Origin of the sequence: Syntrophotalea acetylenica (assembly GCF_001888165.1) — a bacterium.
In the GTDB taxonomy this organism is placed as follows: Bacteria; Desulfobacterota; Desulfuromonadia; order Desulfuromonadales; family Syntrophotaleaceae; genus Syntrophotalea; species Syntrophotalea acetylenica.
In genome coordinates this window covers 2401346-2422651 of record NZ_CP015455.1, presented here as the reverse complement: position 1 = coordinate 2422651, position 21306 = coordinate 2401346, and the positions used below count along the sequence as shown (strand labels likewise).

General features: G+C 52.9%; 27 protein-coding genes. 13 read left to right on the top strand and 14 right to left on the bottom strand.

The window, feature by feature from the left end; all coding sequences use genetic code 11:
* Positions 1 to 277 precede the first annotated feature (277 nt).
* Both A6070_RS11200 and A6070_RS11195 read right to left on the bottom strand, forming a co-directional pair.
* A complete protein-coding gene (locus tag A6070_RS11200; RefSeq protein ID WP_072285830.1) occupies positions 278 to 559 on the bottom strand; it encodes a DNA-binding protein in 282 nt (93 codons plus the stop codon).
* Positions 560 to 562: 3 nt separating this feature from the next.
* Positions 563 to 1603, bottom strand: a complete 1041-nt coding sequence (locus tag A6070_RS11195) for a DMT family transporter (protein ID WP_072285829.1) — start codon at positions 1601 to 1603, stop codon at positions 563 to 565.
* Positions 1604 to 2407: 804 nt separating this feature from the next.
* On the opposite strand from A6070_RS11195, the gene A6070_RS11185 reads away from it, so the two are divergent.
* Positions 2408 to 2698, top strand: coding sequence for a putative quinol monooxygenase (locus A6070_RS11185; RefSeq protein WP_072285828.1), 291 nt, complete (start codon positions 2408 to 2410; stop codon positions 2696 to 2698).
* Positions 2699 to 2793: 95 nt separating this feature from the next.
* Here A6070_RS11185 and A6070_RS11180 read toward each other — a convergent pair whose 3' ends face one another.
* From A6070_RS11180 to A6070_RS11140, 10 genes are all read right to left on the bottom strand, one after another.
* On the bottom strand, positions 2794 to 3285 hold the full coding sequence (locus tag A6070_RS11180; protein ID WP_072285827.1) for a ferritin-like domain-containing protein: 492 nt from the start codon (positions 3283 to 3285) through the stop codon (positions 2794 to 2796).
* A gap of 89 nt (positions 3286 to 3374) precedes the next feature.
* A complete protein-coding gene (locus A6070_RS11175) occupies positions 3375 to 3821 on the bottom strand; it encodes a hypothetical protein (protein WP_072285826.1) in 447 nt (148 codons plus the stop codon).
* Positions 3802 to 4413 (bottom strand): nucleotidyltransferase domain-containing protein, encoded by a 612-nt coding sequence (locus tag A6070_RS11170; RefSeq protein WP_072287983.1) that lies wholly within the window; start codon positions 4411 to 4413, stop codon positions 3802 to 3804. Before A6070_RS11170 ends, A6070_RS11175 begins: the two co-directional genes overlap by 20 nt.
* Before the next feature lie 544 nt (positions 4414 to 4957).
* Complete coding sequence (locus A6070_RS11160) at positions 4958 to 5881, bottom strand: nucleotidyl transferase AbiEii/AbiGii toxin family protein (protein ID WP_072285825.1); 924 nt, start codon at positions 5879 to 5881, stop codon at positions 4958 to 4960.
* The gene (locus tag A6070_RS11155) at positions 5874 to 6635 is read right to left on the bottom strand and encodes a type IV toxin-antitoxin system AbiEi family antitoxin domain-containing protein (RefSeq protein WP_083558452.1); all 762 of its coding nucleotides are present in this window, start codon (positions 6633 to 6635) and stop codon (positions 5874 to 5876) included. Before A6070_RS11155 ends, A6070_RS11160 begins: the two co-directional genes overlap by 8 nt.
* Before the next feature lie 162 nt (positions 6636 to 6797).
* Positions 6798 to 7439 (bottom strand): hypothetical protein, encoded by a 642-nt coding sequence (locus A6070_RS11150; protein ID WP_072285824.1) that lies wholly within the window; start codon positions 7437 to 7439, stop codon positions 6798 to 6800.
* 82 nt (positions 7440 to 7521) lie between these two features.
* Positions 7522 to 7656 (bottom strand): hypothetical protein, encoded by a 135-nt coding sequence (locus tag A6070_RS16350; protein ID WP_268807507.1) that lies wholly within the window; start codon positions 7654 to 7656, stop codon positions 7522 to 7524.
* On the bottom strand, positions 7657 to 7833 hold the full coding sequence (locus A6070_RS15610) for a hypothetical protein (protein WP_158513970.1): 177 nt from the start codon (positions 7831 to 7833) through the stop codon (positions 7657 to 7659).
* Positions 7834 to 7850: 17 nt separating this feature from the next.
* A complete protein-coding gene (locus A6070_RS11145) occupies positions 7851 to 9074 on the bottom strand; it encodes a DUF6880 family protein (RefSeq protein WP_072502086.1) in 1224 nt (407 codons plus the stop codon).
* A gap of 441 nt (positions 9075 to 9515) precedes the next feature.
* Entirely contained in the window at positions 9516 to 10163 is a 648-nt protein-coding gene (locus tag A6070_RS11140) for an XRE family transcriptional regulator (RefSeq protein ID WP_072285822.1), read from the bottom strand.
* A gap of 352 nt (positions 10164 to 10515) precedes the next feature.
* Between A6070_RS11140 and A6070_RS11135 the strand changes: the two genes are divergently transcribed.
* The 6 genes from A6070_RS11135 to A6070_RS11110 all read left to right on the top strand — a co-directional run bounded on the left by A6070_RS11135 (position 10516) and on the right by A6070_RS11110 (position 14962).
* A complete protein-coding gene (locus A6070_RS11135; RefSeq protein ID WP_072285821.1) occupies positions 10516 to 11373 on the top strand; it encodes a replication initiator protein A in 858 nt (285 codons plus the stop codon).
* 280 nt (positions 11374 to 11653) lie between these two features.
* Entirely contained in the window at positions 11654 to 12337 is a 684-nt protein-coding gene (locus tag A6070_RS11130) for a hypothetical protein (RefSeq protein ID WP_072285820.1), read from the top strand.
* Complete coding sequence (locus A6070_RS11125) at positions 12318 to 12806, top strand: helix-turn-helix domain-containing protein (protein WP_072285819.1); 489 nt, start codon at positions 12318 to 12320, stop codon at positions 12804 to 12806. The genes A6070_RS11130 and A6070_RS11125 overlap by 20 nt, the downstream gene beginning before the upstream one ends.
* Positions 12766 to 13188: a hypothetical protein gene (locus A6070_RS11120; RefSeq protein ID WP_072285818.1), complete on the top strand. Its 423-nt coding sequence runs from the start codon at positions 12766 to 12768 to the stop codon at positions 13186 to 13188. The genes A6070_RS11125 and A6070_RS11120 overlap by 41 nt, the downstream gene beginning before the upstream one ends.
* Before the next feature lie 609 nt (positions 13189 to 13797).
* Positions 13798 to 14673 (top strand): ParM/StbA family protein, encoded by an 876-nt coding sequence (locus A6070_RS11115; RefSeq protein WP_072285817.1) that lies wholly within the window; start codon positions 13798 to 13800, stop codon positions 14671 to 14673.
* A 13-nt stretch (positions 14674 to 14686) separates the two neighbouring features.
* Positions 14687 to 14962 (top strand): hypothetical protein, encoded by a 276-nt coding sequence (locus A6070_RS11110; RefSeq protein ID WP_072285816.1) that lies wholly within the window; start codon positions 14687 to 14689, stop codon positions 14960 to 14962.
* Between the two features lie 133 nt (positions 14963 to 15095).
* On the opposite strand, the gene A6070_RS11105 is transcribed toward A6070_RS11110, so the two are convergent.
* Entirely contained in the window at positions 15096 to 15413 is a 318-nt protein-coding gene (locus A6070_RS11105) for a hypothetical protein (protein WP_072285815.1), read from the bottom strand.
* A gap of 549 nt (positions 15414 to 15962) precedes the next feature.
* Positions 15963 to 16802 carry a hypothetical protein gene (locus tag A6070_RS11100; RefSeq protein WP_072285814.1) on the bottom strand — a complete coding sequence of 280 codons (840 nt, stop codon included), beginning with the start codon at positions 16800 to 16802 and terminating at the stop codon, positions 15963 to 15965.
* Between the two features lie 337 nt (positions 16803 to 17139).
* Between A6070_RS11100 and A6070_RS11095 the strand changes: the two genes are divergently transcribed.
* The 6 genes from A6070_RS11095 (at position 17140) to A6070_RS11070 (ending at position 21306) form a co-directional block, all read left to right on the top strand.
* Positions 17140 to 18306, top strand: a complete 1167-nt coding sequence (locus A6070_RS11095; protein WP_072285813.1) for an IS4 family transposase — start codon at positions 17140 to 17142, stop codon at positions 18304 to 18306.
* Between the two features lie 179 nt (positions 18307 to 18485).
* Positions 18486 to 19403, top strand: a complete 918-nt coding sequence (locus A6070_RS11090) for an OmpA family protein (RefSeq protein WP_083558449.1) — start codon at positions 18486 to 18488, stop codon at positions 19401 to 19403.
* Between the two features lie 29 nt (positions 19404 to 19432).
* Complete coding sequence (locus A6070_RS11085; protein ID WP_235605454.1) at positions 19433 to 20146, top strand: DsbC family protein; 714 nt, start codon at positions 19433 to 19435, stop codon at positions 20144 to 20146.
* Positions 20139 to 20429, top strand: coding sequence for a hypothetical protein (locus A6070_RS11080; protein ID WP_072285810.1), 291 nt, complete (start codon positions 20139 to 20141; stop codon positions 20427 to 20429). Before A6070_RS11085 ends, A6070_RS11080 begins: the two co-directional genes overlap by 8 nt.
* 56 nt (positions 20430 to 20485) lie before the next feature.
* Positions 20486 to 20752, top strand: coding sequence for a type IV conjugative transfer system protein TraL (locus A6070_RS11075; RefSeq protein WP_072285809.1), 267 nt, complete (start codon positions 20486 to 20488; stop codon positions 20750 to 20752).
* A complete protein-coding gene (locus tag A6070_RS11070; RefSeq protein ID WP_072285808.1) occupies positions 20749 to 21306 on the top strand; it encodes a type IV conjugative transfer system protein TraE in 558 nt (185 codons plus the stop codon). The genes A6070_RS11075 and A6070_RS11070 overlap by 4 nt, the downstream gene beginning before the upstream one ends.

Sequence of the window (21306 nt, the reverse complement as noted above, 5' to 3'; positions counted from 1 at the left end):
CGGCCCAGGCCGTGCTGGGGAAAAAATCGATAGTGCAGGATTAAAAAGGGGCTGCCGCCCAGGCGTGGCATGATTCTTATAAACCAACGGGGCGATCCTGCTGCAGGGGTCGCCCCGTTGAAGTTTGTCTTAATACTGAAAAATTGCGGCCCGGCAGGGAGGGGTTCCATCATTGCGTCTGATCTTCCGGGAGAGGACTTCGGAAGATTCAGGCTTAAGTGGGTTGCATGGGGAGGACATGCGAATCACTGCCAGGCCGCATTGCATGGGTGTATGGTTATTTCCAGGACGCCGGAAGATATTTCAGTCTGCCCCGCCCAAAATCGGTGATGGTGAAGGTCTCCAGCAGCTTGCCCTGGGCATCGATGTCGACGTCGATTTCCTGGATGAGCCCGGAAGCACGCATGGAGGTCAGATGTTTTTCGAAACTTTTTACGCTGAACTGGCCTTCGTTGCCGTACTCGGCCTTCAGTTCCTTCATAAGATCGTGCACATTTGCCTGGTTCCTGGTGGACATCAGATGCAGCAGGCGAAACCGCAGTGGTAGTTTGATAGCCATGATTTATGCTCCCTGGCGCAGATTGAGAAGTTCTTTGGGGTTGGCCACAACCAGCACACCACCGATGGTGATGATCAGGCCGCCAACCACGAGGTTGGTGGTCAATTGCAGGTCGGTCATGAAATAGCCGAAGACAATCCCCCAGATGACATAGGTGATATTGAGGGCCATGGCGCGGCCGACGCCGGTCATGTTGAGGCTCTTGTACCAGGCCAGGTAGGAAATGCCGCCGATGACGCCGGCGCAGGCCAGAATCCACAGGCTGTTGAACGTGCCGAGGGACTCGCCGAGCAGCGCCCATCCGGCGACAAATGGCAGCACGCCGACGATCGATACGATACAGGACACCGATTCACGGATGCTGATGGCGATGTCCGGATCGACCATATCCATGCCGAAGGTGGAGAGCACGCCCTCGATGCCCCAGCCGAAACATGCCAGAAGCGCACAGCCGATGCCGAGATAGAAGTGGGGCATGCTGCCGCCTTCAGGAGGGGTCCAGCCGACGATAAGGGCGCCGACAACCGAAAGCGCAATGCCCGCCCAGACCAGCGGGGTGATTTTTTCCTTCAGGAAAACCGCTGCCATGATGGTTCCCACCACTGGGAACATGGCGGTAATCGACAACGCATAGGATGCGCCGGCGAACTCGATGCCGAGCAGGTATCCGCCCATGGCGATGGGGCCGCCAAAGATAGCGGCGAGACAGACCAGTATTCCCGGCCAGGTTTTCAGGGTGCGAAAAATTTCACTGCCACGTCCCGTGAAAATATTGGACAAGGTCAGGAAGATTCCGGCAAAGCCGTCGTGCATGGCGGCGCCGACCAGCGGCCCGGTAAAGATCGTGGCGCCACCGGTAAAGGGAGCCATCGCAAAGGCAATGCCCATGACGACACCGGCAAACCCCCAGGACATTCCGCCGAAGGCTCCCCAGAGCAAACCTGCCTTGGCGTGGCTCAGCTTTCGTTTGTTGCTCAGATCTCTCGCGAGGACCTTCGATGAGGAAGGCGCTCCAACCACTTGTGCTGCGACTCCATTGGCCATAATGTTTCTCCAGTAGAAAATAAATCGAATGTTCCCCCGCTATGGGGTCCGGGTGTTGAAGCTGTCCACGTTTTTTGCGGCACCTGCTGGTTTTCATCCGGAAACGGGAGCAGCGCTCTAGTCGGGCTGTGATTTACAAAACAAACAGGGTTGAACATTTTAAAACAATTTCGGTGCATCTCGGGTGCTGATGGCAGCGCCTTGCGAATCTATAATGATATGAAAATTTTGCTACTTTCTTAACATGTTTAACAACATCCAGAAAAACAAGGTTTGAGATTTTTCTTTCGAGTTGCAGCTGGCGTTACGATAAAATATGTTTGTTTTTGTTGTCAAGTGAAAGTTTTTGCCAAAAATGAAAAAAATATGCCCATTCGGAAGGGATGTTTTTCTGAGGTTCTGAGTGGATTTCCCGAATATAAGTTAAAATAAAAAGAAAAACAATTGGTTGCGATTGTCCTCTGAATGGTCAGGAAATGGTGAGGTTTGTTTGTCTTTGTTTGTTTTTATGTTGTGTGGGTTTTGATGTGCGTGAAAAGTGGGAGGACGTGGAAGACGTGCCGAAATATTCCGGCGGCCGGGACAGGGAATATCTCGTCGGTTTCGATGTTTGTGATATGCTTTCCAAAAAAACTTCACATCAAGGCGATAAGCAGGGGAGACAGTGTCTCTCTCCGGAGTTTCCGGATGGACACCAGCAAGGAAGAAATATCATGCCCCGGCGTGTCCTTATCGTGTTGCCGCACCGGCTTGGCCTTTAAAGCCGGAATCATCTGTTCCCTCAACATAGACAAGGAGAGAATCATGGCATTAACCGTTATCGCAAAATTTGTTGCCAAGCCTGGTAAGGAAGAAATTCTGAAAAAAGAACTGCTGGCACGCATCGAACCGACTCGTGCCGAAGATGGCTGCATCGTTTACGATCTGCATCAGGATGTCGACAATCCCGCGGTTCTGGTGTTTCTCGAAAGCTGGAAAAGCAGGGAAGATCTGGAGCAGCACCTGCAGATGCCTTACCTGCAGTCGCTTTTAGGCATGGTTGACGAAATTTGTGCCGAACCGCCGGAGATCCGCCTGGCCAATCAGATCGGCTGACCCCGCGCTGCGGCAGATGCCGGGACGAAACAAAAAACGGGGTCCGGCCAAGAGGCCGGACCCCGTCAATTATTCCCTTTGGTGATGGGCGGGCCTTAGCCGCCCCAAGGCATCTGGGCATATTCCTCAAAAGCCTTGTCATGATAGCGCTTAAAAAGACTTTCGTGGCCCCGCTCCCATTCAGCCAGCATGCTCAAGGCCTTTTTGGTATCGCCTTCGGCCTGGGAGGCAGCATGTTCATAAAACTCGGCAAAATCCCGCTCGATCAGGTAAGCCATGCGCAATACGGGCAAATCCGGAACCATAGACTCCAGAACTGTTTGATCAAGGATTTCGGTAACGGCCCTTTCTGAGAAAAATCCTTCCTTTTCAAGTGCTTTGCCCATCTCAAGGCTTGGCGCGCCGCCTTTTTTAATCTCCTCGATCTGATTTTCTATAAAGTCGATATGCTTCTGCTCCTCGGCCGCCAGATTTTTGAATGCACCAACGGCTGCAGCATGACCCAGCCGGTCTGCATTCTGCTCAAAAAAACGCTTGCCCTCATGTTCACGCTGCAGGGCATACTGATAGACTTTGAGGATGTCCATTGGCTTTGCCTTTCGGTTAAGGATTCATACCTGTCTTGCAACGTTTGCACTGTCTCAACATGTTACTTCCTCCGGGTTGGTTGTCAACACTATTGCCTTCTGATGTCTCTTTTCGAAGAGATTTCCCCGAGTTTTTCGACTTCATCAAGCACTGCTTCGGCAGCCTGAATCAGATCAAGAACAAGGCGCTCGCTGACTTCGAGAAGGCCCTCGTATTCCCCCCGGTTGCGCAAGTTGTGGCAGTGAGCCAAGACACGCCAGACTTCAGGGCCTGCACCTATCGTGTGCTGAAGACACTGAAAAACGATGTAGCAATTTTCCGAACGATATCCATGCCAGCGAAGCGCGGCTAGCGATAACGCATGTGCAGCATTGTAAGCCAGGTCGAAGCGACTCTCCAACGATAAGGCAGCCATCCGGGAGTCTTTGATCTGCGTGCGCCCTGAGTGGAGAAGCCCATCAAATTCTTTCTGATCACCTGGTTCTTGCTTTATCTGTCCGATATCAACCAGGTTTTTAAACTGTTGGGAGGTCATCTTGCGATCCAATCAGAAAAACTATGGGTTGCTCGATTACCCTGACAACAAAGCTGCTTTCCGCCGTAATTTTGCTTCGGAACTCTTCGTCAGTATAAATCGTCGGGTTGATCTGTCTTCCCAACTGGGTTTCCAGCTCAGAAAAGCTGACAAGCAGGTCCGGGTAGGTCAGCTGGTCTGAAATCAACATCAGATCGATGTCGCTTCCAGCGGTGTCCGATCCTTTCGCTACAGAACCGTAGATGAAGGCAACTTTGATTTTCTCCTTGAATTGGTCCAGGGCCAGACGCAACGGGCCGGAAAGACCAAAGGTTTTGCGGACGATTCCTTTCAGCTCTTCGAAAATAGGCGATGAAGGGTTTGCCTGGTAATGTTTCTGGTTCCCGATCTTTTTGACCGTCAGAAGGCCAGAAGCTGAGAGCTTTTCCAGTTCTCGCAGGACAGTCCCGGTGCCTATTCCTGCCCGATCGACAATCTCTTTCGAATAAAAGCTTTTATCCGGTTGCCCAAAGAGAAGGCGCAGAAGCTGCTGCTGTGTTTTGGTAAACAGAGCATCGCTGATGTTAAATGTTTTGCTGTTGATGTTTCCCATATTGGGAACTATATAACCCAAAATGGGATAATGCAAGCAGGTTTTGATATGAGGGATTTGAGTTCTGTGGGGTAAAATCATCCAGAACAAGAGGCAGTATTGCCAGCTCCTGCGGGAAGTGATGGAACGAGAGATATGGGAGCCCTGGATTCTCTATATGCTTGCCGCCGTGGAAGAAACTGCCCGCTGGACTTGCGGAAAAATCCTGGCGATCCGGGACCTTCTTGAAGAAACAGTTTCTTTTTGCCGGGAAAAGCTGCCTAGGCGCGTAAGAGTAGACGGTTTGGCGGAAGTATGAGAAAGAAGTTCGATTTTTTGAATTTCTCTAAGTGCTTGAAAATAAATCGTTATATGGATTTCCGACGACTTTTTTAGATCACAATGGACAAAGAAAAAGCCCCTGACGGATCAGGGGCCATTTTCTCTATTGGTGCCGAAGGCCGGAATCGAATGTGAGATATAAGGCTATGATATAAAATGAATTTTTATTATCGGAAAAATGATATGACCCCGGAATCTACCCCATGATGGACAAGACGAGCCCCTAAAAACCCAGTTTTTGTCTTAATGCATCAAGCATTATATTGAACTTGCCCGGGTTCCGCTTCTTCAGGATCTCAAGGTTCATGAGTTTCCACTTGATTGCGGGGAGGTCGGCGACGTCTGGAAGTCCCAACAGGTCCCAATCGGGAGCAAGCCTGTGGAGCGAATCAAGAAATGCTCGCTCGGTGTGGTCAAGAGCTAGCGGCAACTCCTCAAACAGCCGGTCGCGCGTCTTTTCAAGTTCCTGAAGGCTCACGTCCCGGGTCGTCATGCCGACAAATTCTTTTTCGTAGGCGTCATTCATGCTGTTTGTCTGCGGTGGCAACAACTCATGCATGGGACGATTATGCCCGGCCAGATAAATCACAAACGCCCGGCGCATTCGTGGCGTGATCCCGCCGTTTTCATTCAGCAGCAAAACATCAAAGAGATCCCGTGGGTGCTGACGATCAAGCGCCGCGACCAGCTTGCTGGCATAAAGCTCATCAATATCGAGCATCGGCACATTCAGTTCGCGCTCAAACAGTTCTTCGGCAGCCGCACTCAAATTGCCTTCAACGATTGGATAAACCGAGCCACGAAATACATGGTTTACTTCTATCTTGACCCGTGTGTCACCTCGACTGACAAAAAGTTTCGTTTCCTGATCAGAACCTGAAGTGGTTCTCTGGACTGTCACGTGCAATTTATGTTTCAGTTGTTCAGCAACATGTTGCAGACTCTCCTGGATTGCGGCAAGAGCTTCAGCCCTTTCAGGCGAGGTGGGATCAACGAACACCAGGTCAATGTCAACTGACAACCTCGGCATGTCACGGCAGAACAGGTTGATTGCCGTGCCACCCTTCATTGCAAAACATTTCTGCGTGAACACATGCGGTATGGCATCCAGCAGGAGAGCCACCGTGTCCCGGTAACGTTTATCCATTCGGGTTCCTCAGCACCAGGGTTTTTTCTCCCTGAAGGATGTACGCAGACTTTGAGCCGAAATCGATTTTAGTAGCGTCTATCTTTTTCAGCACCGGTAGACGCAGCTCTTCCGCAACCTGCCAGAAAAGCCTTTTAGCCTTGATTTTTTTACAGTGTGTCAGCAACTCCTGCATCTTCTTCGAGCGTAGCGATTGAAGCCCTTCCATGATCTGCCTGGCTTCTTCAAGGGTCTGTTGCTTCGGAACAAGATCCAGCATTTCCAGAACAGCGCGTTCCGGCTCGGAAACGAATGGAGCATCTGCCGTCTGGCTCAAACGTGATACGCAATACCGCTCGGCGGGTTCTTCTGGCTCATTGAACAGGAGACTGTTCGATAAGACAACTTTGAATTGTTGCTGAAACCATTTGGGCAGATTTCTCACCCCGCGTCCGTACAGAGTCAGGGTTGCCTCACTCATGCTCAGATAATGAGTAAAGCCTTTGAGGGACAAGGCACTTTTCCCGCCGATATGAACGGCCACACCGTTGGCTTGGAGAGAGGCAACCGATCCTGTTTTGGTCAGTTTGTCGCCGGGGCGGAGATAATAACCATAGCCCAGTTGCGTCAGCCAGCCGTGCTGAACATAGTGGTGGACAAGTTGACGGGATAGCCCAAACCCTTTTAAATGGCTCATCGTCACCGGCAGGCCCGGAGGCAAGCCAAATAGCGCTTTTTTTAACATTTCACTGGAATGTAAAGCTTGACTTGACATGTCTACGCTTTTCAAAATAGAGATAGCTTCCCAAGCAACCAATATTGGATTGTCGTAAAAAAGTAAAGCATTACTTTACATTTTTGCAATTTCTAAATAATGGTGCCCAGTCTCATTGCATTTTATATCAAAGGTGCTGGGGTTTGTGATGGACGACTCGGATCATTCACCCGTGTAACCACAGACTCCGGCGCGTGGCGAGTTGGGGATCGGTAGATAATCGGCTTCATCGCCGCAACTGTGCTGGGTTGCGCACTTCCGGCAAAGCCAGCCTTCACCCTCCCAATTGCATTCGGGGCAGATACACACAGCGGGACGCTGATCGCAGTCATCGCAGGGTATTTCCGGGGGATGATTGCGGGCCAGGATTGTTATCGACTTTCCTTTGGGCGCCAGGCCCTGATATGCACCGAGAACCTTGATCCGAAGCTCCGTGGTGTCGCCCATGTCGTAGTCATAATCAATTTCATCACCCGGTCTCAGCGACGTGGTCAGCCGTCCCTGCATACCGATGGTCTGCCGCCCGACGAAAAACTGGCTCATATGGCCACAGCATTCCAGCCAGAGCTTGCGCAAAAACGTATCCAGCGTCTTGAAGGTAGCTCGCTCATCCACGTGCAGATGCAGCCAATAGCCCGAGGGATAACGGGTCATGACCTGCAGGTGCAGGCTGAAACGCTCATCATCCACAATTGATTCTTCGGGTCGTTTCGTCAGGCAGCTGGCTAGGTGTTTGCCCATGCCCGAACGGGTATATTCTTTGCCGCAGAGGGTGCAGGCTCCCTTGGTGGCCTTGGGTGTCATGCAATGCACTCCTTCATGGTTTGAGTTGTCTGTATCTCCGCCTGCTCGTCATAGTTCCGGTCAGGGAATTGATCCTGACCCGTTACCACTCCCGATGCCCCCTCTGCTCAAGCGGCATTGCCAGGATCTCTGGAATCTGGTTGAGCAGTTGGGTCGCCAGTTCCCGAATCTTTGATGGGGTGACGCCTTCGAATTCATCGAGGCTCCAGAGATCCACCTAGTCCTGCGGATGGGCCTGGATGCCACGCAGATGTTTCTGCACGCCGCACAGCCAGTCGTCTTCGTGGCGATGGTCGCGGCTCATCGCACCAAGTTCCGCCTTCAGGGTGTCGGAGACTTGCGCTGCCTGTCGGAGGATGGCATAGGCAATGTCGGAAAAATCATCGGTGTCCATGGCCCACCCTGTCTGTTTCAGCGTTCATACCGGCTCCAGAAACTGGTTTTGCGGCCGTGCTGCCGGCGCAGCTGTTCAACATAGACCGTGTGCGGCTCAATGTCGCGCCAGTCGTTGACGGTTTGGGCCAGCAGGTCGAGTTTATGCAGGTAGCGCACGCCGTGGCCGTAGGTCGTGGTCCTGGCCCGGCGCAGGATTGAATCGAGCAGGGCACGGTAGAGCAGGCTGGCGGTCAGCGGGCGTGCCAGGGATTCGAAGGTTTCCGCCAGCGGCAGAAGAAACTGATAGTGATCGCCATCCAGTTGTTCAGCGCGGGCCTGAAGATAGCTTTCGGCGGCGTCCCACTGTTCCATGGCGGCCAGGAAGGCGGCATCGGTCAGGGAGAGGCGAGGGGCGTCAAGGATGATCCGCACCTCCTGGTTGAGCAGGTCGGTACGTTGATCGTCGCCGACGATCGAGATCCAGCGTTCAAAACCTGACCGGCTGCGCTGCCGGTGGAAGCTGCGCCGGGCGACTTCGGCCTGCCGCTGTTTGTCTCCCTGGCGGCCGTAGATGGCAAGCAGCAGTTCATCCCGCTCCTGCTGGTGAAAACTTTCACCGGCCGGAATCCGCTCCAGCCAGTCGAGGGCGGTCTGCTCCTCGCCACATTCCAGGTAGACCCGAGCGATGTCGACACAAGCGGCAATGCCGGGATCATCGCCCCATGCAGCGTGGCGGGTCTGTTCGAACAGCGGCGCATCCTTGAGCTGCCGGGCCAGGGATTCGACCTGGTAGAACCAGTGGCGGCGCTGAAATTCCTCTTTTTCCTCCTCCGCCAGCTGCTGGCACTGATCGATCAGCCAACGCAGTTGCGCTTCCGGCAGGAAATCGACGGCGCTTTTCACCAGGACATCGCGCACGCCGTAATCATCTTTCAGGCTGGTCTTGAGGATCAGCTTGGCGAGCCAGGACTTGTCGGCGCAGCGCTTCGCGTAGCTGACGAACAGCTCACAGGCGTCATAGCGGTAGATATCCCCCACATGACCGCTGGAATCGTCGCATCGGTCGAAGATGCTGCGGTCGCTAGTGTAGAAATCGGCCACCAGCGTGCAGCCGGACTTGGCATCCTCCACCTGATTCTCGATCTGCTGCAGGAGCTCGCGCAACTCCCGTGCCAGCACCGCCGATTCACCCCAGCGGACGAAGCGTCTGCTGCGTTTCAACGCCGCGAACCTGGATTTCAGATCATGTTCGACAGTCATTTGTTTGTTTTTCAAATAGGCTATGGTCGTTCAACATGGGCGGCTATATTCTCTGGCCTTGGTGCCTTCGTTGTCGTCATGGCACCGGATCAGGTCGGACGAGGATTCCATCATGGTCTTCCGGCACTGACATGGGCCACATCGGAAAACATCGCCTGGGCCGCCGGGTGCTCGGAAACCTGCTTCCCCGACACGCCCGACAGATCATGCACTCCACCACCTTCCAGCGCTTGATTTCAGCATCCATCCGGGATCTGGCTTCGTGGTTCTTAGGGGACTCCCCCCGCGCGCCTGGTTCTTCGTGGACATTCTGATCCAGATCCCTACTTCCATTTTTCTCACACAGATGAAAAGCTCTCTACACGTTTGTGTGTACTCTGTCCAGAAAAGACAGGTAGTGTTCCATGTCCAAGCAGGACAAGCAAAAGCGACCGCCTCTTTTCACACCTTTTTGCCGGTCCAGATGACACGCCCGACAATCCGCAGCGACTGTGCTCTTTCCTTGGGGATGATCTCCGGTTCGTAAAACGGATTGTCGCTTTTGATGGCCACCGAACCATCGAAGCGCCTCTGAATCCTTTTGACCAGAAGGGCCTCGTCGAACTCGATGACGTAAATGGCGCTGTCCTCGATCCGGTCTGACCTCATATCGATCAGAATGAGATCACCGTCATTCATGGTTGGAGACATGCTGTCGCCCTTTACGTTCAGCAGGGCCAGCTTCTGGCGGGGCACGCGCAAGTAGCTGCGCACCCAGTCCTCCTTGAACGACACAAAATCGACAACCTGCTCGCTTTCCACAAGCCGGCCCGGGCCAGCTCCTGCCTGAATTTCATAACGCGGAAACATGACATAGCCCTCCTGTGCCTGATGGTCCCCTCTGTGTCTGGCTCCTTCTCCCGTCAGCAGCCATCCGGGATTCGTGCCGGGAATTTCCTCAAGCAATTTCGCAAGAAATTCGGTGTCAGGCGACCTTTTGCCGTTTTCGTAATTCCTGATCGTGTTCGGGTGAACCCCCAATTTTTCGGCGAGTTGGTCCAGGTGGATATTGCCCCGAAGTTCTCTGATGCGATCCCCGATATGCGCCATATCACCAGACCCCATATTTATACGTTTGTCTAAATCCAAACATAAAATTTTCTTGACATACACGTATGGCTATTTTATACACAATTGTATAGATAAAATTATTTTCATATAGCTGGCCCAATTTATCCAAGTTTAAAAATGACTCATGCTAACACAAATTCTTGTTTTTCCAAAGCAACATTTGAATTTCGCGAGGTTGACCCCGACCTGGTGAAGGCTAAACACATTCGGATTATGAGGATTTTCGTCGAAGCGTTGCATCGGTAAATGGTGGAGAAGTCAGATATCGCGGCAACAAAAAACCGCAACAATCTAACCAGCGGGCGCTTGTGACAGCAAAAAGGTTACCGACATGGCTCACCCGCAGCGCGATTTCTTCGTAGCGGACATCCTCGATCCTTCACCGAAAGCAGACATGACCAGCATGGAGCATCCGCTATTTGCCCTGAAATCAGGCGACAAGCGAATCCGCAGCTACGGAAGAAACGGTTTCTCCGTGACCATCAAACCGGGGCATAGCGGCTGCGCAACCATCCACGACAAGGATTTGTGGATTTACTGCATCAGCCATCTCATGGAGGCGATCAACAGGGGCCGGGAGGATGTGGGGCGTACCGTGCGTTTCACGGCCTACGATTTCCTGGTAACCACGAACCGCCCCACCGCTGGTGTGGGCTATCAGCGCATGACCGAAGCGCTAGGACGCCTCGCCGGGACGCGGATCGAGACAAACATCAAAACGGACGATTACCGCGAGCGGCGCGGTTTCGGGCTGGTCGAATCCTGGCGCGTCATCGAACGCAACGAAGACAACCGTATGGTGGCCGTCGAAGTAACGCTTCCCGAATGGCTGTGGCGCTCAGTGAAAGCCCGTCATGTGCTGACCCTGAGCCGGGAGTATTTCCATCTGCGCAAGCCGCTCGAGCGGCGCCTTTATGAACTGGCACGCAAGCATTGCGGAGGACAACCCAAGTGGCGGGTAAAACTCAAGGCATTGCACGAGAAAAGTGGCAGCACCGCGCCACTGCGAAACTTCAGGGGCGATATCAAAAAACTTACCAGAACCAACGAACTGCCCGACTACCGCGTGGATTACGACCCCGAGGCCGACGCGGTGACATTCTACGTCCGAGCAACAAAGGGGGCCAAGGCGCAAATGGCCGACCTGGTTGCGAAGCTGGACAAACCCAGGCGGAGGCAGGGCCGATGACCCATGGCTTCAAAGGCTCCCGATCTGTGGATAGACACGTACTTTCACGTGCGCTGAACCTGTGGATAGGCACGTACTTTCACATGCGCCCCGACACGTACTTTTAGATGCACAAACAGGCAAAAAGTTTAAAAACGACAGGTAGTTGCAAAACCCGTAACACGCGCGCGCGTTTAACTTTAAACCTTAAAATCTTTAACGCGCAGGTGGCCAGAGGGGTCACCGGCAGCCAGATTTTCCGATGTTCCACTGGAAGATTGAGCGGAATCAGGGAGGCAACATGATGAAAAACAAGGAACCCACGAGCGAGGAGGCGGTTCGGTGGGTAAATCAAAACGCGAAGACTATCCTTGGCCATATACGGAAATACCTTCCCTTTGGCCCCTACGACCAGGAGGACTATCTTCAGGATGCCTATGCAGCGGCGTTGGCGGCAGTTCAAATCGCCAGAGATCGGCACATACCTTTCGTGCCCTGTTTCTGGATTATTTTCAGACGCCGCATAACGGAAGTGACTCCCCATCCGGAATCGAAACACCACGGGGGGTCCAAATCGCCTCCGGCAACTATCTGCCACTCAGAGGACGACCGCCCCTGGGATTTTGTGGACCGGCAGGACAAATCCAGATCCCAGGTCGACATCGACCGGCTCTACCTGCTTATTCAACATCACCTGACTGAGGCGGAAAAGAAGGTTCTGTCCAGGGCGCTCGGTATCCACGGCGGGCGGCAGGCTATCAGGGAAATCGCGCGAAATCTGGAATGCTCTCCAGCCAATGTCAGGCAATCGCTGAATCGGGTATACCGCCGCCTGGCTCGCCTTGTTGCCAATCGACAATTGGCGATTCAAAAGGCAGACATCGAGACCCGCAGGCTGGCTGTTATCGATGGGCTATCCCGACCGACACATCAACATTTAAGCAAGTCGAGGGGCAACAAAATCCATGAATACCGAATTGCCTGAAAAATTTTCGACCCTGGGCAAGAGAATCCGATACCTGCGAGGCACGAAAAAAGCCGCCGAATACGCCGAGAAGCTTGGGGTCCACGCAAACACCCTGCTGAATTACGAAAGAGGGGAGAGGCCGCCGAATTCAAATTTTCTGATCAAACTTTGCCATCTCGAGCAGGTAAATGCCGACTGGCTGCTCCTGGGCATTTCAGAAAACGAAAAGCCCGCGCTGAAAGTGGGGTACAAAAGACCCCTTCTTGAACATATCGGCAGCGCTGCCCGCGAGCTGGCTCCTCCCGGGCTTGGCCCACGGTTTGGAAAAATGCTGGCCATGGCCTATGAGCAGGCCGTGCTGTATGAAGTTGACCCGCAACGTGCCGGGGAGATCATCAAGAATCTGGTAGACCTTCTGGAGCCCAAATCAAAAAACGGAGGACGCGATGCAGGGAACGCCAATCAAACTTGCCGCACAGCTTGTTGAGCTTCCGAAAGCGGTCCTGTCCCGCTTGCACAGGGATGGCGTAATCACAGATCCTGTTTCCGACGACGACCTGCGCGGCCTTGTGCTCCTCGGGCATGTCTGGGGGAAGCCCTGGTACGCGCGAAGGATGTTGGCGCCACTTAGCAAGGATTATCGCCGGAAGCTGCTTCTGGAGCCCGATTTGAGCCGGGCCGAGAGATATGCGCTTTCCTGTTATTTGAATGCGAAGAAAGGCACCCGCGTGTACACCAGGGACATTATTGGCAGGGTCAGGCACTATCTGGGCGCGAATCTTTCAGAAGAACAGGTTAAAAAGGTAAGGACGATAGCCTACGACATTCGCCGTGGCAAGCGCCTGGATTTTCGAGAGGCAAAGGAATAGACAGGGACTGTCTCGTTGAGGCCGGAAACCGGCTCTTCCTGTTCATGATGATTTATTTTAACGGTCTGCGCTGCTTCGCACGGTATTGGCGACGGTAAAGACGCTGGTAGCAACGATTACATGCGCCATGGGCGGCAATAACCTCCAGCTTGTGGCAGATCCGGCAAACGCGTTTCTTGCGTTTATCATATCGGTAACGGTTTTCCCCAAGAGAGAAGCACTTCCGGCAATATCCCTTGATGGACACCTCGGCCTTTATGCCACACTTTTTGCAAATTCCTATTCGTGCCATGGTTCTTGCCTTTTGTATGCAATGTTGCAAGGCAGCCTATCACATCCCCGCGCTGCATTAAAACAGGCAAAATATTGCCGAGAGCGTTGACGTCCTCTTGGCAGCATCATGGTTCTCTGAATTTTCTTCCGCAAATTCCTCCCCCTTTTCCCGATCCATATTCAGAGGGCATATTTACATTTTCGGCTAAGTTGATTTTTTAGGAGACAAAAAGCCATAAAACACGTACATCTCCACATCTTAGTAGCCGAAACGGTCAACTGAAGTAGACACACTACCGGCGCCGTCAACATTTTTGTAAACAAGGGAGGATCAAGATGCTTTTTGTATGCGATTTGGGATTTTCCTCGCTGAAATGGATCTATGGGGAAAAAAGAGGAAGAATCTTTTCCGCCTACCGGCGCGGCTCGGACGGCCAAACGGTCGTGGGTGACGAGGCACTTCTCAGCGCCGGGTCCAGCTATATCAAAACGGTGGAAGAACTGGTTCACTGCTATCCGGTGTTTGTCGAAGCAGCTGCCTCGGCAGGAAATGTTACGCAAGACTCTCCGTTGGTGGTCGGCGTTCCCTACGGGGCCTGGACTACCGACAAGGGGCGGCCGGCCGGTTTGATAAGGACGTTGACCAAAGTGCTTAACGGCAGCGGGTGGACTGATGTTCGAGTGCTTCCGCAAGGGCTTGGTGGCATCCGGCTTTTTCTTAGCCAGCATCCCGATGAGAATGGAAATGTCCTGGCAGTGGATATCGGATTCAACACGGTCATCTTTACGCTCTTTTCCGGAGCCAACCGGGAGATCATCTACGGCGACACCTTCTACAAGCGTGGCGTCCATCAGATGGCAACCCAACTGCTCCTGCCGAACATCCGGGATTTCGCGCCCTCGCGCACCTTTACGCCGGTCGAGGTCAGCTACCTGATCGAGCAGGGCTATATCCAGTACGGCTTCGACCGCCACGATATCCGTCATGACATCGAAAAAGCGGCCAAGACGTACATCGAGGACGTTCTGCGGGATATCCACGGGGAACTTCAGGCCCACCTGGGACTTAAGGCCGATTTCGGAACGGTGTTGATTTTCGGGGGAGGGGCGACCTTGATCAGGGACACCATCTCATCGACGAAGGTGACCATCAAGATCCTGGCTGAACCCGAGTTCGCCAATGCTTCAGGGTTTGCCCTGGCGGACGGTTAAGGAGGTGAGGCGCATGGCAACCTGTCTTTTACGGCTCACCGTTCATGATCCCGATATTCTCAAGGCGTTGGATGCTCTGCGGGGGGCAAGGAAACAGTCTGCGTTTGTTGTCGCTGCGTTGCGGCACTATCTTCGGACGGAGGAAGGCCAAGCACAACTGGCTGCTTTTCTAAGGACCGTTCATCCTCAGGAGGTGGAACTCAAACCAGAGATGCTGGAACCTGCAATCACAGAAGATTGTGAAGAAGCAAAGGCGTCCAAAACAAATCTGGACGATATTTTTCGATGAAAAAGATGTGCGAAACTGGCAAAAGATCGCGAAATGTGTCGATTGAAATTCAATGTGCAAAAAAATTTGATCTTTTTATTCGCGGGGCTATTGCGCTCTTGACGAACGGGGTCCTGATAAGGGTTAGGCTTTCTCAGTGCCAGAATCGTCCACTAGAGTAGATCTTTCCATTTGGATGAGATCGCTCAGCGAACTCCCCTCTTGGTAAACCAATGAACTCCTGCGCTCTCTTATCCTCAAGAAATTTTGAGAAACCGTTGCGCCGCAGTGCTTGCTCAGCTTTATCAGACGTGGGGAACGGCATTTTGTCAAACACTCCGCATGTGTCGTCGTAGAACACGACAAGAACGTCGTCTTCTCGCTCGAGCACAACAGCCCAGTTCTGCTGTAAGAAATCAACGATCTTGAACCATGGGTCTTGTGCAAGTTCTTCTGGTATGTCTGTAATCATTTCCATTCTCCAACCTAACGCTCAGCATAACCAGCTGGGGAAAACTGCATAGCGAAGCGGAGCAGCTTTCCCCAGCTGGTTATGCTGTTAGGCAGAATTAGCCCCTTCCCTGCATTCTGGCCACAATGGCATCATGGTGAATGCCAGTATCCTTTCCGCAAACAGGACAAAGCATAGTATCCTTTCCAAACATATGAGAAGTACGGGTACTACGTTGAACAATGCAGTTGGAGCATATCCAGTGGCCACAATGCTTTGATTTCATTCCCGTATTTACTTTTGCACCGCAACAATCGCATTTATCTGAGCTAAAAAAACCCATGGTTTCTCCTTAATCGAATCCTTAGAAAACTCTTACCATTCAGCAAAATAAGAAAACAAAATCGACCCTTTACGTTTCTTTATTTATGGCCCTTCACATTTTTTCCTCCTTTGATAAGAGTTATAAATCGCAAATTTGGGCCTAACGTGGCCATCACCGGCGAGAATGAAGCGCAGCGGAATTCCCGTCCGAGTACATGGCGTTGTTGGCCCTTTCTTTATGTACAGTTACCAACGGGAGAAGTGTCGATATGGGGCCCACGGCAAAGGGTCGAGTCCGGCCTCAGCCAGCACCTCCGAAAACAACTTCAGGGCCTCACCCCGAGTCGCATCCATCCAGTGCCCCAGTTCGTGATCATTAATGCAGTAGGTTTCCAGGTCACGGCCGCGACCGTGGATTTTGATTGCTCCTGAAGCTGCTGCGATCTCAAAACGGCGCACGATCGTGTTCAGCAAGTCGATTACGGCCCCGATCTTCTCGCGCCATGACCGGTTTTCCAAAGCTGAACGCCCAATTGTCTGCGCCAGCACATTCCCATCACGGTCTCGAAGCGTGCCGGTTGAAAGTGCCACGACTGAATCCTGGATCGCCCGATCAAAGGCCGACATGCTCATCTCAACGTGGAAATGGTCTTTGAATGCACTCCGATCAAAGGCCCCCGCATAGATTTTGAGTGCCTCAATATCAGCCGCCTGCCGGGCTGGTAGTCCTTTGTCAAGCTCTTCAATCTCGAGCCGCGCAGCTTGCTCTGACAGTCGCTTCCATTCGCGAAGCAGTTCGACCGTGAAACGTTCCGGTGCATCGTCGACAAGCTTAGCGTGTACTTGGCAAAGCCAGATACCGTTCTCTGCCGAACGCCGCTCTTCCTTCGTTAAATGCGGGTCATAGCGTTTTCCGCCCTTCGCCGCGGCAGTGATATGTGCCGCAACACCCACGTCAACCGTTCCGTCGTCACCATCGCCTGGGCCAGCCGTGAGTACTCGGCAATTGGGATTTGAGCATCGATAGCCGACACGTCGCGCAAGCAGTTCCCTCACTGGCTTTAGAAAATCGTCTCGCGTTGCCATCAGCTTTCTCTTCCCTCTGTTTGCAGGCCAACTAGAAATATACAGTTTGTATAAGACAACTAATAAAGCTCTTCTGGTCTATATAAGCAAGATTTTAGGAATAAATCAAAACGCCGACAAAACCTAAAAATTCAACGTTCTATATATTTTTTAGACATTTTTTTTCCCGATTTATACAGTCTGTATCAGTGGTGTCCCAACGTTAAATCAAAAATTGTTCATAACTAACTGATATAAATAAACTATCGAGAAAAAATGGCTGTTATCGACTTGAAACAAAATCTGCTTCAGCATCATCCTGCGTGTGGTTGCATTACCTCACGACAGGAGCTGTGCTATGGCCACCGGCAAGCTGGTTTTCTCTCAAGTCATCGACCATCTTCCCTTGCACACGTTTCGGCAATGCGTGAAACGCTACCAGGGAAACCGCAAGGTCAAGTCATTCACCTGTCTCGACCAGTTTCTCTGTATGGCCTTCGCCCAACTGACGTATCGCGAAAGCTTGCGCGATATCGAAGCCTGTCTTCGTGCACAGAGCAACAAGCTCTATCACATGGGCATCCGCAGCCAGGTATCGAGGAACACTCTGGCCAACGCCAACAAGGTCCGCGACTGGCGAATTTATGCCGACTTGGCTCACAGCCTCATTCCGGTGGCGCGCAGCCTCTACCTGGACGAGGATTTTGGCATCGAACTCGACCAGGCCGCCTATGCCTTGGACGCAACGACAATCGATTTGTGTCTGACGCTGTTTCCATGGGCCGAGTTTCGGCAGACCAAGAGCGCAATCAAGCTACACACCCTTCTGGATCTGCGCGGCAGCATTCCTACGTTCATTTACATCTCAGACGGCAAAGAGCACGAGGTCGCAGTTTTCGACGATCTGCCTTTGGAAGCCGGAGCCACCTATGTGATGGATCGTGGCTACCTCGACTATTTTCGTCTTTATCGGATGACCAAGGCCCATGCCTTCTTTGTCATTCGGGCCAAGAAGAACATGGCCTTCCGGCGACTCTATTCCGCTCCCGTAAACCGAGAAACCGGGTTGCTTTGCGATCAAACAGTCAAGTTCACCGGGCATTACGCGACACGCGATTATCCGGAGAAACTACGTCGCGTCAGAGTGCGCGACCTGGAGACCGACAAAACCATCGTCATTCTGAGCAACAACTTCACGCTCCCGGCGGAATCGATTGCTTTGCTTTATCGTCGCCGGTGGTACATCGAGCAGTTCTTCCGCTGGATCAAACAGAACCTGCGGATTAAGAGTTTTTACGGCACCAGCGAAAATGCGGTCAAAACCCAGATCTGGATCGCAGTAACCGTTTATCTGCTGGTGGCCATTATGAAAAAACGGCTCAAGATCGAGGCCAGTCTCTACACAATTTTACAGATATTAAGCGTAACCTCGTTCGAGAGAATTCAGTTAAATCAGCTACTTGTTGACGCGGATTACACAGCCGCATCAACGGAAAACGATAACCAGTTGTTTTTATTCAACTAAACGTTGGGACACTACTGAGTCTGTATATATCCAATAAATAAAATCATCCGGACTGCACACGGACTGCACAATCCTTGGTCTCTTTCTTTAAGACCACAAGCATTTATCAGCCTCATTTGGCTTTATTAGACAGCGATTCAAGGATCGCTTGAATCGTTCAGCCGTCCTCCAGCTGATGGATGGCAAAAGAAAGACAGAAGGCATCGTTTCTGACAGGTTTGGCATGGCCGCCTTCAGAATTGATGTCGTTGCAGATCTCTGAAAAAAGTTTCACGGGAACGATGCAACATCTCTTAGGCTGGGTTCACACTATATGCCTTTTGAGGAAAAGTTCCAGAATTTTAATAATCCAACGTCCCGATCCACTGAGCCCACCCACCTCAGATCGTATTGGTTTCCGTGATTCCTGCGTCCCCCTTGGCAAGACTCCTTCCCTGCGGCCCGAATATGAGGAAGAGATCCATATCCCTTTGTCAGGAAACGGGAAGGAGGTTCTTGTGCGGCTGTTTTATGTTGTTTTGCTTCTGGCATCCCTGTCTGTTCCGGCATGGGCAGATACCATCTGCCGCCAGTATCACAATGCCGACTTCGGCGCTGCCGCCACCAGCTATTCCGCCAAAGCGTTCGTCATCACCAACGTTTGCGAGGAACCCAATCTTCCGGCTCAGCGGTCCGTATCCCTTTCCGTGCGGGTTGGACAGCAGACGGCAACTGCCAGTGCAATAGAAACGGGTTCTTTTCCACCGGAGGCTAATTCCAACAGATCGAACCTCGATCCCAAGAGAGATTCGTCGACCTGGACAGTCTGGTTCGATTTTGACCGGGCGGAACTGAGCGAATCGTCCAAAGCCGTCCTCGATGAAGTTCCTTGCACGGCCAAAGTTCGAGTTGCCGGGTATGCGTGTCGGCTCGGTAGCGAGCAACATAACCGGGATCTGTCGCGGTACCGCGCAGAAAGTGTGAGTGCCTACCTTCAGGATCGCGGCGTCACCGTGATGTCCAAAAACGGCCGAGGCGAATGCTGTCCGATCTCCACGGACAACCTGTCCCTTAATCGCCGCGCGGTCGTTGAACAGGTAAAGGAGAGCGCCAAATGAGAAGTTGTCTCTGTGCGGCTCTTGGGGCCTTGCTGCTGACGGGACCGTCCACGTCTGCCGCATCCGGCAATGGGGCAGAGGCTGCTGCCCAAATGAAGCGGATGTTCCCGCAGACGGGTATCGACGGCTTTCTGCCTTCTCCCATTCCAGGCCTTTACGAGGTGACTGCGGGTGGCCAGATTTTCTACTTCAGCCCCGAGGGCTATCTGGTGCTGGGAGAAATCTGGAGCAAGGACGGCCAAAGCATTACCGCCCAAAGGCGGGAACAAATCCTGGCCGGGAAGGTAAAAGAGCTGCCCCTGGATAAAGCCGTGACGATCGGCAACGGGCCTCATCAGGTCATTGAGTTCACCGATCCGGACTGCCCCTACTGTCGCAAGCTCGACGACTACCTGAGCGCCCGGGAAGATATCACCCGGCACATCTTTTTTTGCCCACTGGAAACTCATCCTCAGGCCCGCGACAAGGCCCTGTACATCCTGTGCAGTACAGACCGGGAAACAGCAAAACACGAGGTCTTCACCGGAATGTGGGACGGAACCCGGCCTTCTCTGAAGAACTGTTCAACAACCCTCCTCGATGAACACCTGAGACTTGCCGGTGCCGTAGGCGTGCGGGGGACGCCTACTCTCTGGGTCAACGGAAAAAGGATCGGAGGAGCGAACATCGAGGCCATCGCCTCGATTCTGGACAACCCGAACGCAAAGGTTCAAGCCAAGAAAAGGAGAGCAACCAATGATTAAACGCACGTCGTTGTTGACCGCCCTGCTGCTGATGGCGTTGGCCGGCCCGTCTTTCGCTATCACCGCGCCGACATCCGGCAGTTTCGGCTACACCGTTTATGACATCTTCGTTGTCAACATGCTCCAGGGTGCCTTCGGTTTTGTCGGGGCCTTGGCCCTGATCATCTGGGGAGCCAGCATGCTGCCGCGTGGCGCCTGGCTGCCGGCGGTTTTCTGCATCGTCGCCGGTGGGGCAATCATCAAGGCTGACTCCATCGTCTCCAGCCTGGGAATGTTGATCTGACCCAAGGAGGGGCCCCCGTCCCCTCCCGTTTCCCACCGTTTTCTTCTGGAGTGACCATGGACAAGAAGATGCCTCAATACCTCACCGCCCCCTATCAGCTTCTATGGTTCGAGCCGGACGATTTGGGCATCATGGTTGTCGGCTACATGCTGGCCATGATTTTCGGCGGGATCTTCTGGGTGGTGATGATTGCCGCACCGGTTGCCTACGGCAAGATCAAGCGTCGCTATCCCAGAGGCTTTCTGCGCCACATGTTCTATGTGGCCGGCTGGACCGACCTGCGAGGCTATCCCAGCTATTACGAAGAGGAATTCTTCGAATGAGACTCGATTTTTTCCTGTCGAAAACCAGCAACCTGTTTGCCGAGCGCAGGTTGCTGCGGCTGATGGTGATACTGATTGGCGGACTGACCGCCCTGAACTGCCTGCTGCTGTTTGCTGCCATGGACCGCCAGCGTACGATTCTGGTTCCGCCGGCCCTTGCCGGCCAGGCCGAAGTGGCGGGTTCGACCGCCGATCCAGACTACCTGCGGCTGATGGGCAGATATGTCACCGGTCTGCGTCTGAATTACACCCCCGCTACCGTCCGAAAGCAGTTCGATGAACTGCTGCCGCTGGTGGCCCCCGAGGAATATCCGTCCCTCAATAAAGAGCTTTATCGCATCGCGGATGCCGTGGAAATGACCGGAGCCACCAGCGTGTTTCACCTGGAGGACATGATCCACTTTCCGCAACAGCAGTGCCTGGAAATTCCCGGCCGGATGGAGTTGTACGTCAGGGACCAGAAAACCGAGGACAAGCGAATGGCTTACCGATTGTCCTACAAGATTCGGGATGGCCGTTTCTGGATCACTGGCTTTATGGAAAAGGAGGGTTGA

What these genes read in the sequence shown, in the direction of transcription:
- A6070_RS11135 (WP_072285821.1), top strand. Translation starts at nt 10,516, where the DNA reads ATGGCTCACCCGCAGCGCGATTTCTTCGTAGCGGACATCCTCGATCCT.
- A6070_RS11080 (WP_072285810.1), top strand. Translation starts at nt 20,139, where the DNA reads ATGATTAAACGCACGTCGTTGTTGACCGCCCTGCTGCTGATGGCGTTG.
- A6070_RS11185 (WP_072285828.1), top strand. Translation starts at nt 2,408, where the DNA reads ATGGCATTAACCGTTATCGCAAAATTTGTTGCCAAGCCTGGTAAGGAA.
- A6070_RS11140 (WP_072285822.1), bottom strand. Translation starts at nt 10,163, where the DNA reads ATGGCGCATATCGGGGATCGCATCAGAGAACTTCGGGGCAATATCCAC.
- A6070_RS11175 (WP_072285826.1), bottom strand. Translation starts at nt 3,821, where the DNA reads ATGACCTCCCAACAGTTTAAAAACCTGGTTGATATCGGACAGATAAAG.
- A6070_RS11130 (WP_072285820.1), top strand. Translation starts at nt 11,654, where the DNA reads ATGATGAAAAACAAGGAACCCACGAGCGAGGAGGCGGTTCGGTGGGTA.
- A6070_RS11125 (WP_072285819.1), top strand. Translation starts at nt 12,318, where the DNA reads ATGAATACCGAATTGCCTGAAAAATTTTCGACCCTGGGCAAGAGAATC.
- A6070_RS11115 (WP_072285817.1), top strand. Translation starts at nt 13,798, where the DNA reads ATGCTTTTTGTATGCGATTTGGGATTTTCCTCGCTGAAATGGATCTAT.
- A6070_RS11160 (WP_072285825.1), bottom strand. Translation starts at nt 5,881, where the DNA reads ATGGATAAACGTTACCGGGACACGGTGGCTCTCCTGCTGGATGCCATA.
- A6070_RS11180 (WP_072285827.1), bottom strand. Translation starts at nt 3,285, where the DNA reads ATGGACATCCTCAAAGTCTATCAGTATGCCCTGCAGCGTGAACATGAG.
- A6070_RS11100 (WP_072285814.1), bottom strand. Translation starts at nt 16,802, where the DNA reads ATGGCAACGCGAGACGATTTTCTAAAGCCAGTGAGGGAACTGCTTGCG.
- A6070_RS11120 (WP_072285818.1), top strand. Translation starts at nt 12,766, where the DNA reads ATGCAGGGAACGCCAATCAAACTTGCCGCACAGCTTGTTGAGCTTCCG.
- A6070_RS11195 (WP_072285829.1), bottom strand. Translation starts at nt 1,603, where the DNA reads ATGGCCAATGGAGTCGCAGCACAAGTGGTTGGAGCGCCTTCCTCATCG.
- A6070_RS11070 (WP_072285808.1), top strand. Translation starts at nt 20,749, where the DNA reads ATGAGACTCGATTTTTTCCTGTCGAAAACCAGCAACCTGTTTGCCGAG.
- A6070_RS11105 (WP_072285815.1), bottom strand. Translation starts at nt 15,413, where the DNA reads ATGATTACAGACATACCAGAAGAACTTGCACAAGACCCATGGTTCAAG.
- A6070_RS11090 (WP_083558449.1), top strand. Translation starts at nt 18,486, where the DNA reads ATGGCAAAAGAAAGACAGAAGGCATCGTTTCTGACAGGTTTGGCATGG.
- A6070_RS11155 (WP_083558452.1), bottom strand. Translation starts at nt 6,635, where the DNA reads ATGTCAAGTCAAGCTTTACATTCCAGTGAAATGTTAAAAAAAGCGCTA.
- A6070_RS11075 (WP_072285809.1), top strand. Translation starts at nt 20,486, where the DNA reads ATGGACAAGAAGATGCCTCAATACCTCACCGCCCCCTATCAGCTTCTA.
- A6070_RS11170 (WP_072287983.1), bottom strand. Translation starts at nt 4,413, where the DNA reads ATGGGAAACATCAACAGCAAAACATTTAACATCAGCGATGCTCTGTTT.
- A6070_RS11145 (WP_072502086.1), bottom strand. Translation starts at nt 9,074, where the DNA reads ATGACTGTCGAACATGATCTGAAATCCAGGTTCGCGGCGTTGAAACGC.
- A6070_RS11110 (WP_072285816.1), top strand. Translation starts at nt 14,687, where the DNA reads ATGGCAACCTGTCTTTTACGGCTCACCGTTCATGATCCCGATATTCTC.
- A6070_RS11200 (WP_072285830.1), bottom strand. Translation starts at nt 559, where the DNA reads ATGGCTATCAAACTACCACTGCGGTTTCGCCTGCTGCATCTGATGTCC.
- A6070_RS15610 (WP_158513970.1), bottom strand. Translation starts at nt 7,833, where the DNA reads ATGGACACCGATGATTTTTCCGACATTGCCTATGCCATCCTCCGACAG.
- A6070_RS11095 (WP_072285813.1), top strand. Translation starts at nt 17,140, where the DNA reads ATGGCCACCGGCAAGCTGGTTTTCTCTCAAGTCATCGACCATCTTCCC.
- A6070_RS11150 (WP_072285824.1), bottom strand. Translation starts at nt 7,439, where the DNA reads ATGACACCCAAGGCCACCAAGGGAGCCTGCACCCTCTGCGGCAAAGAA.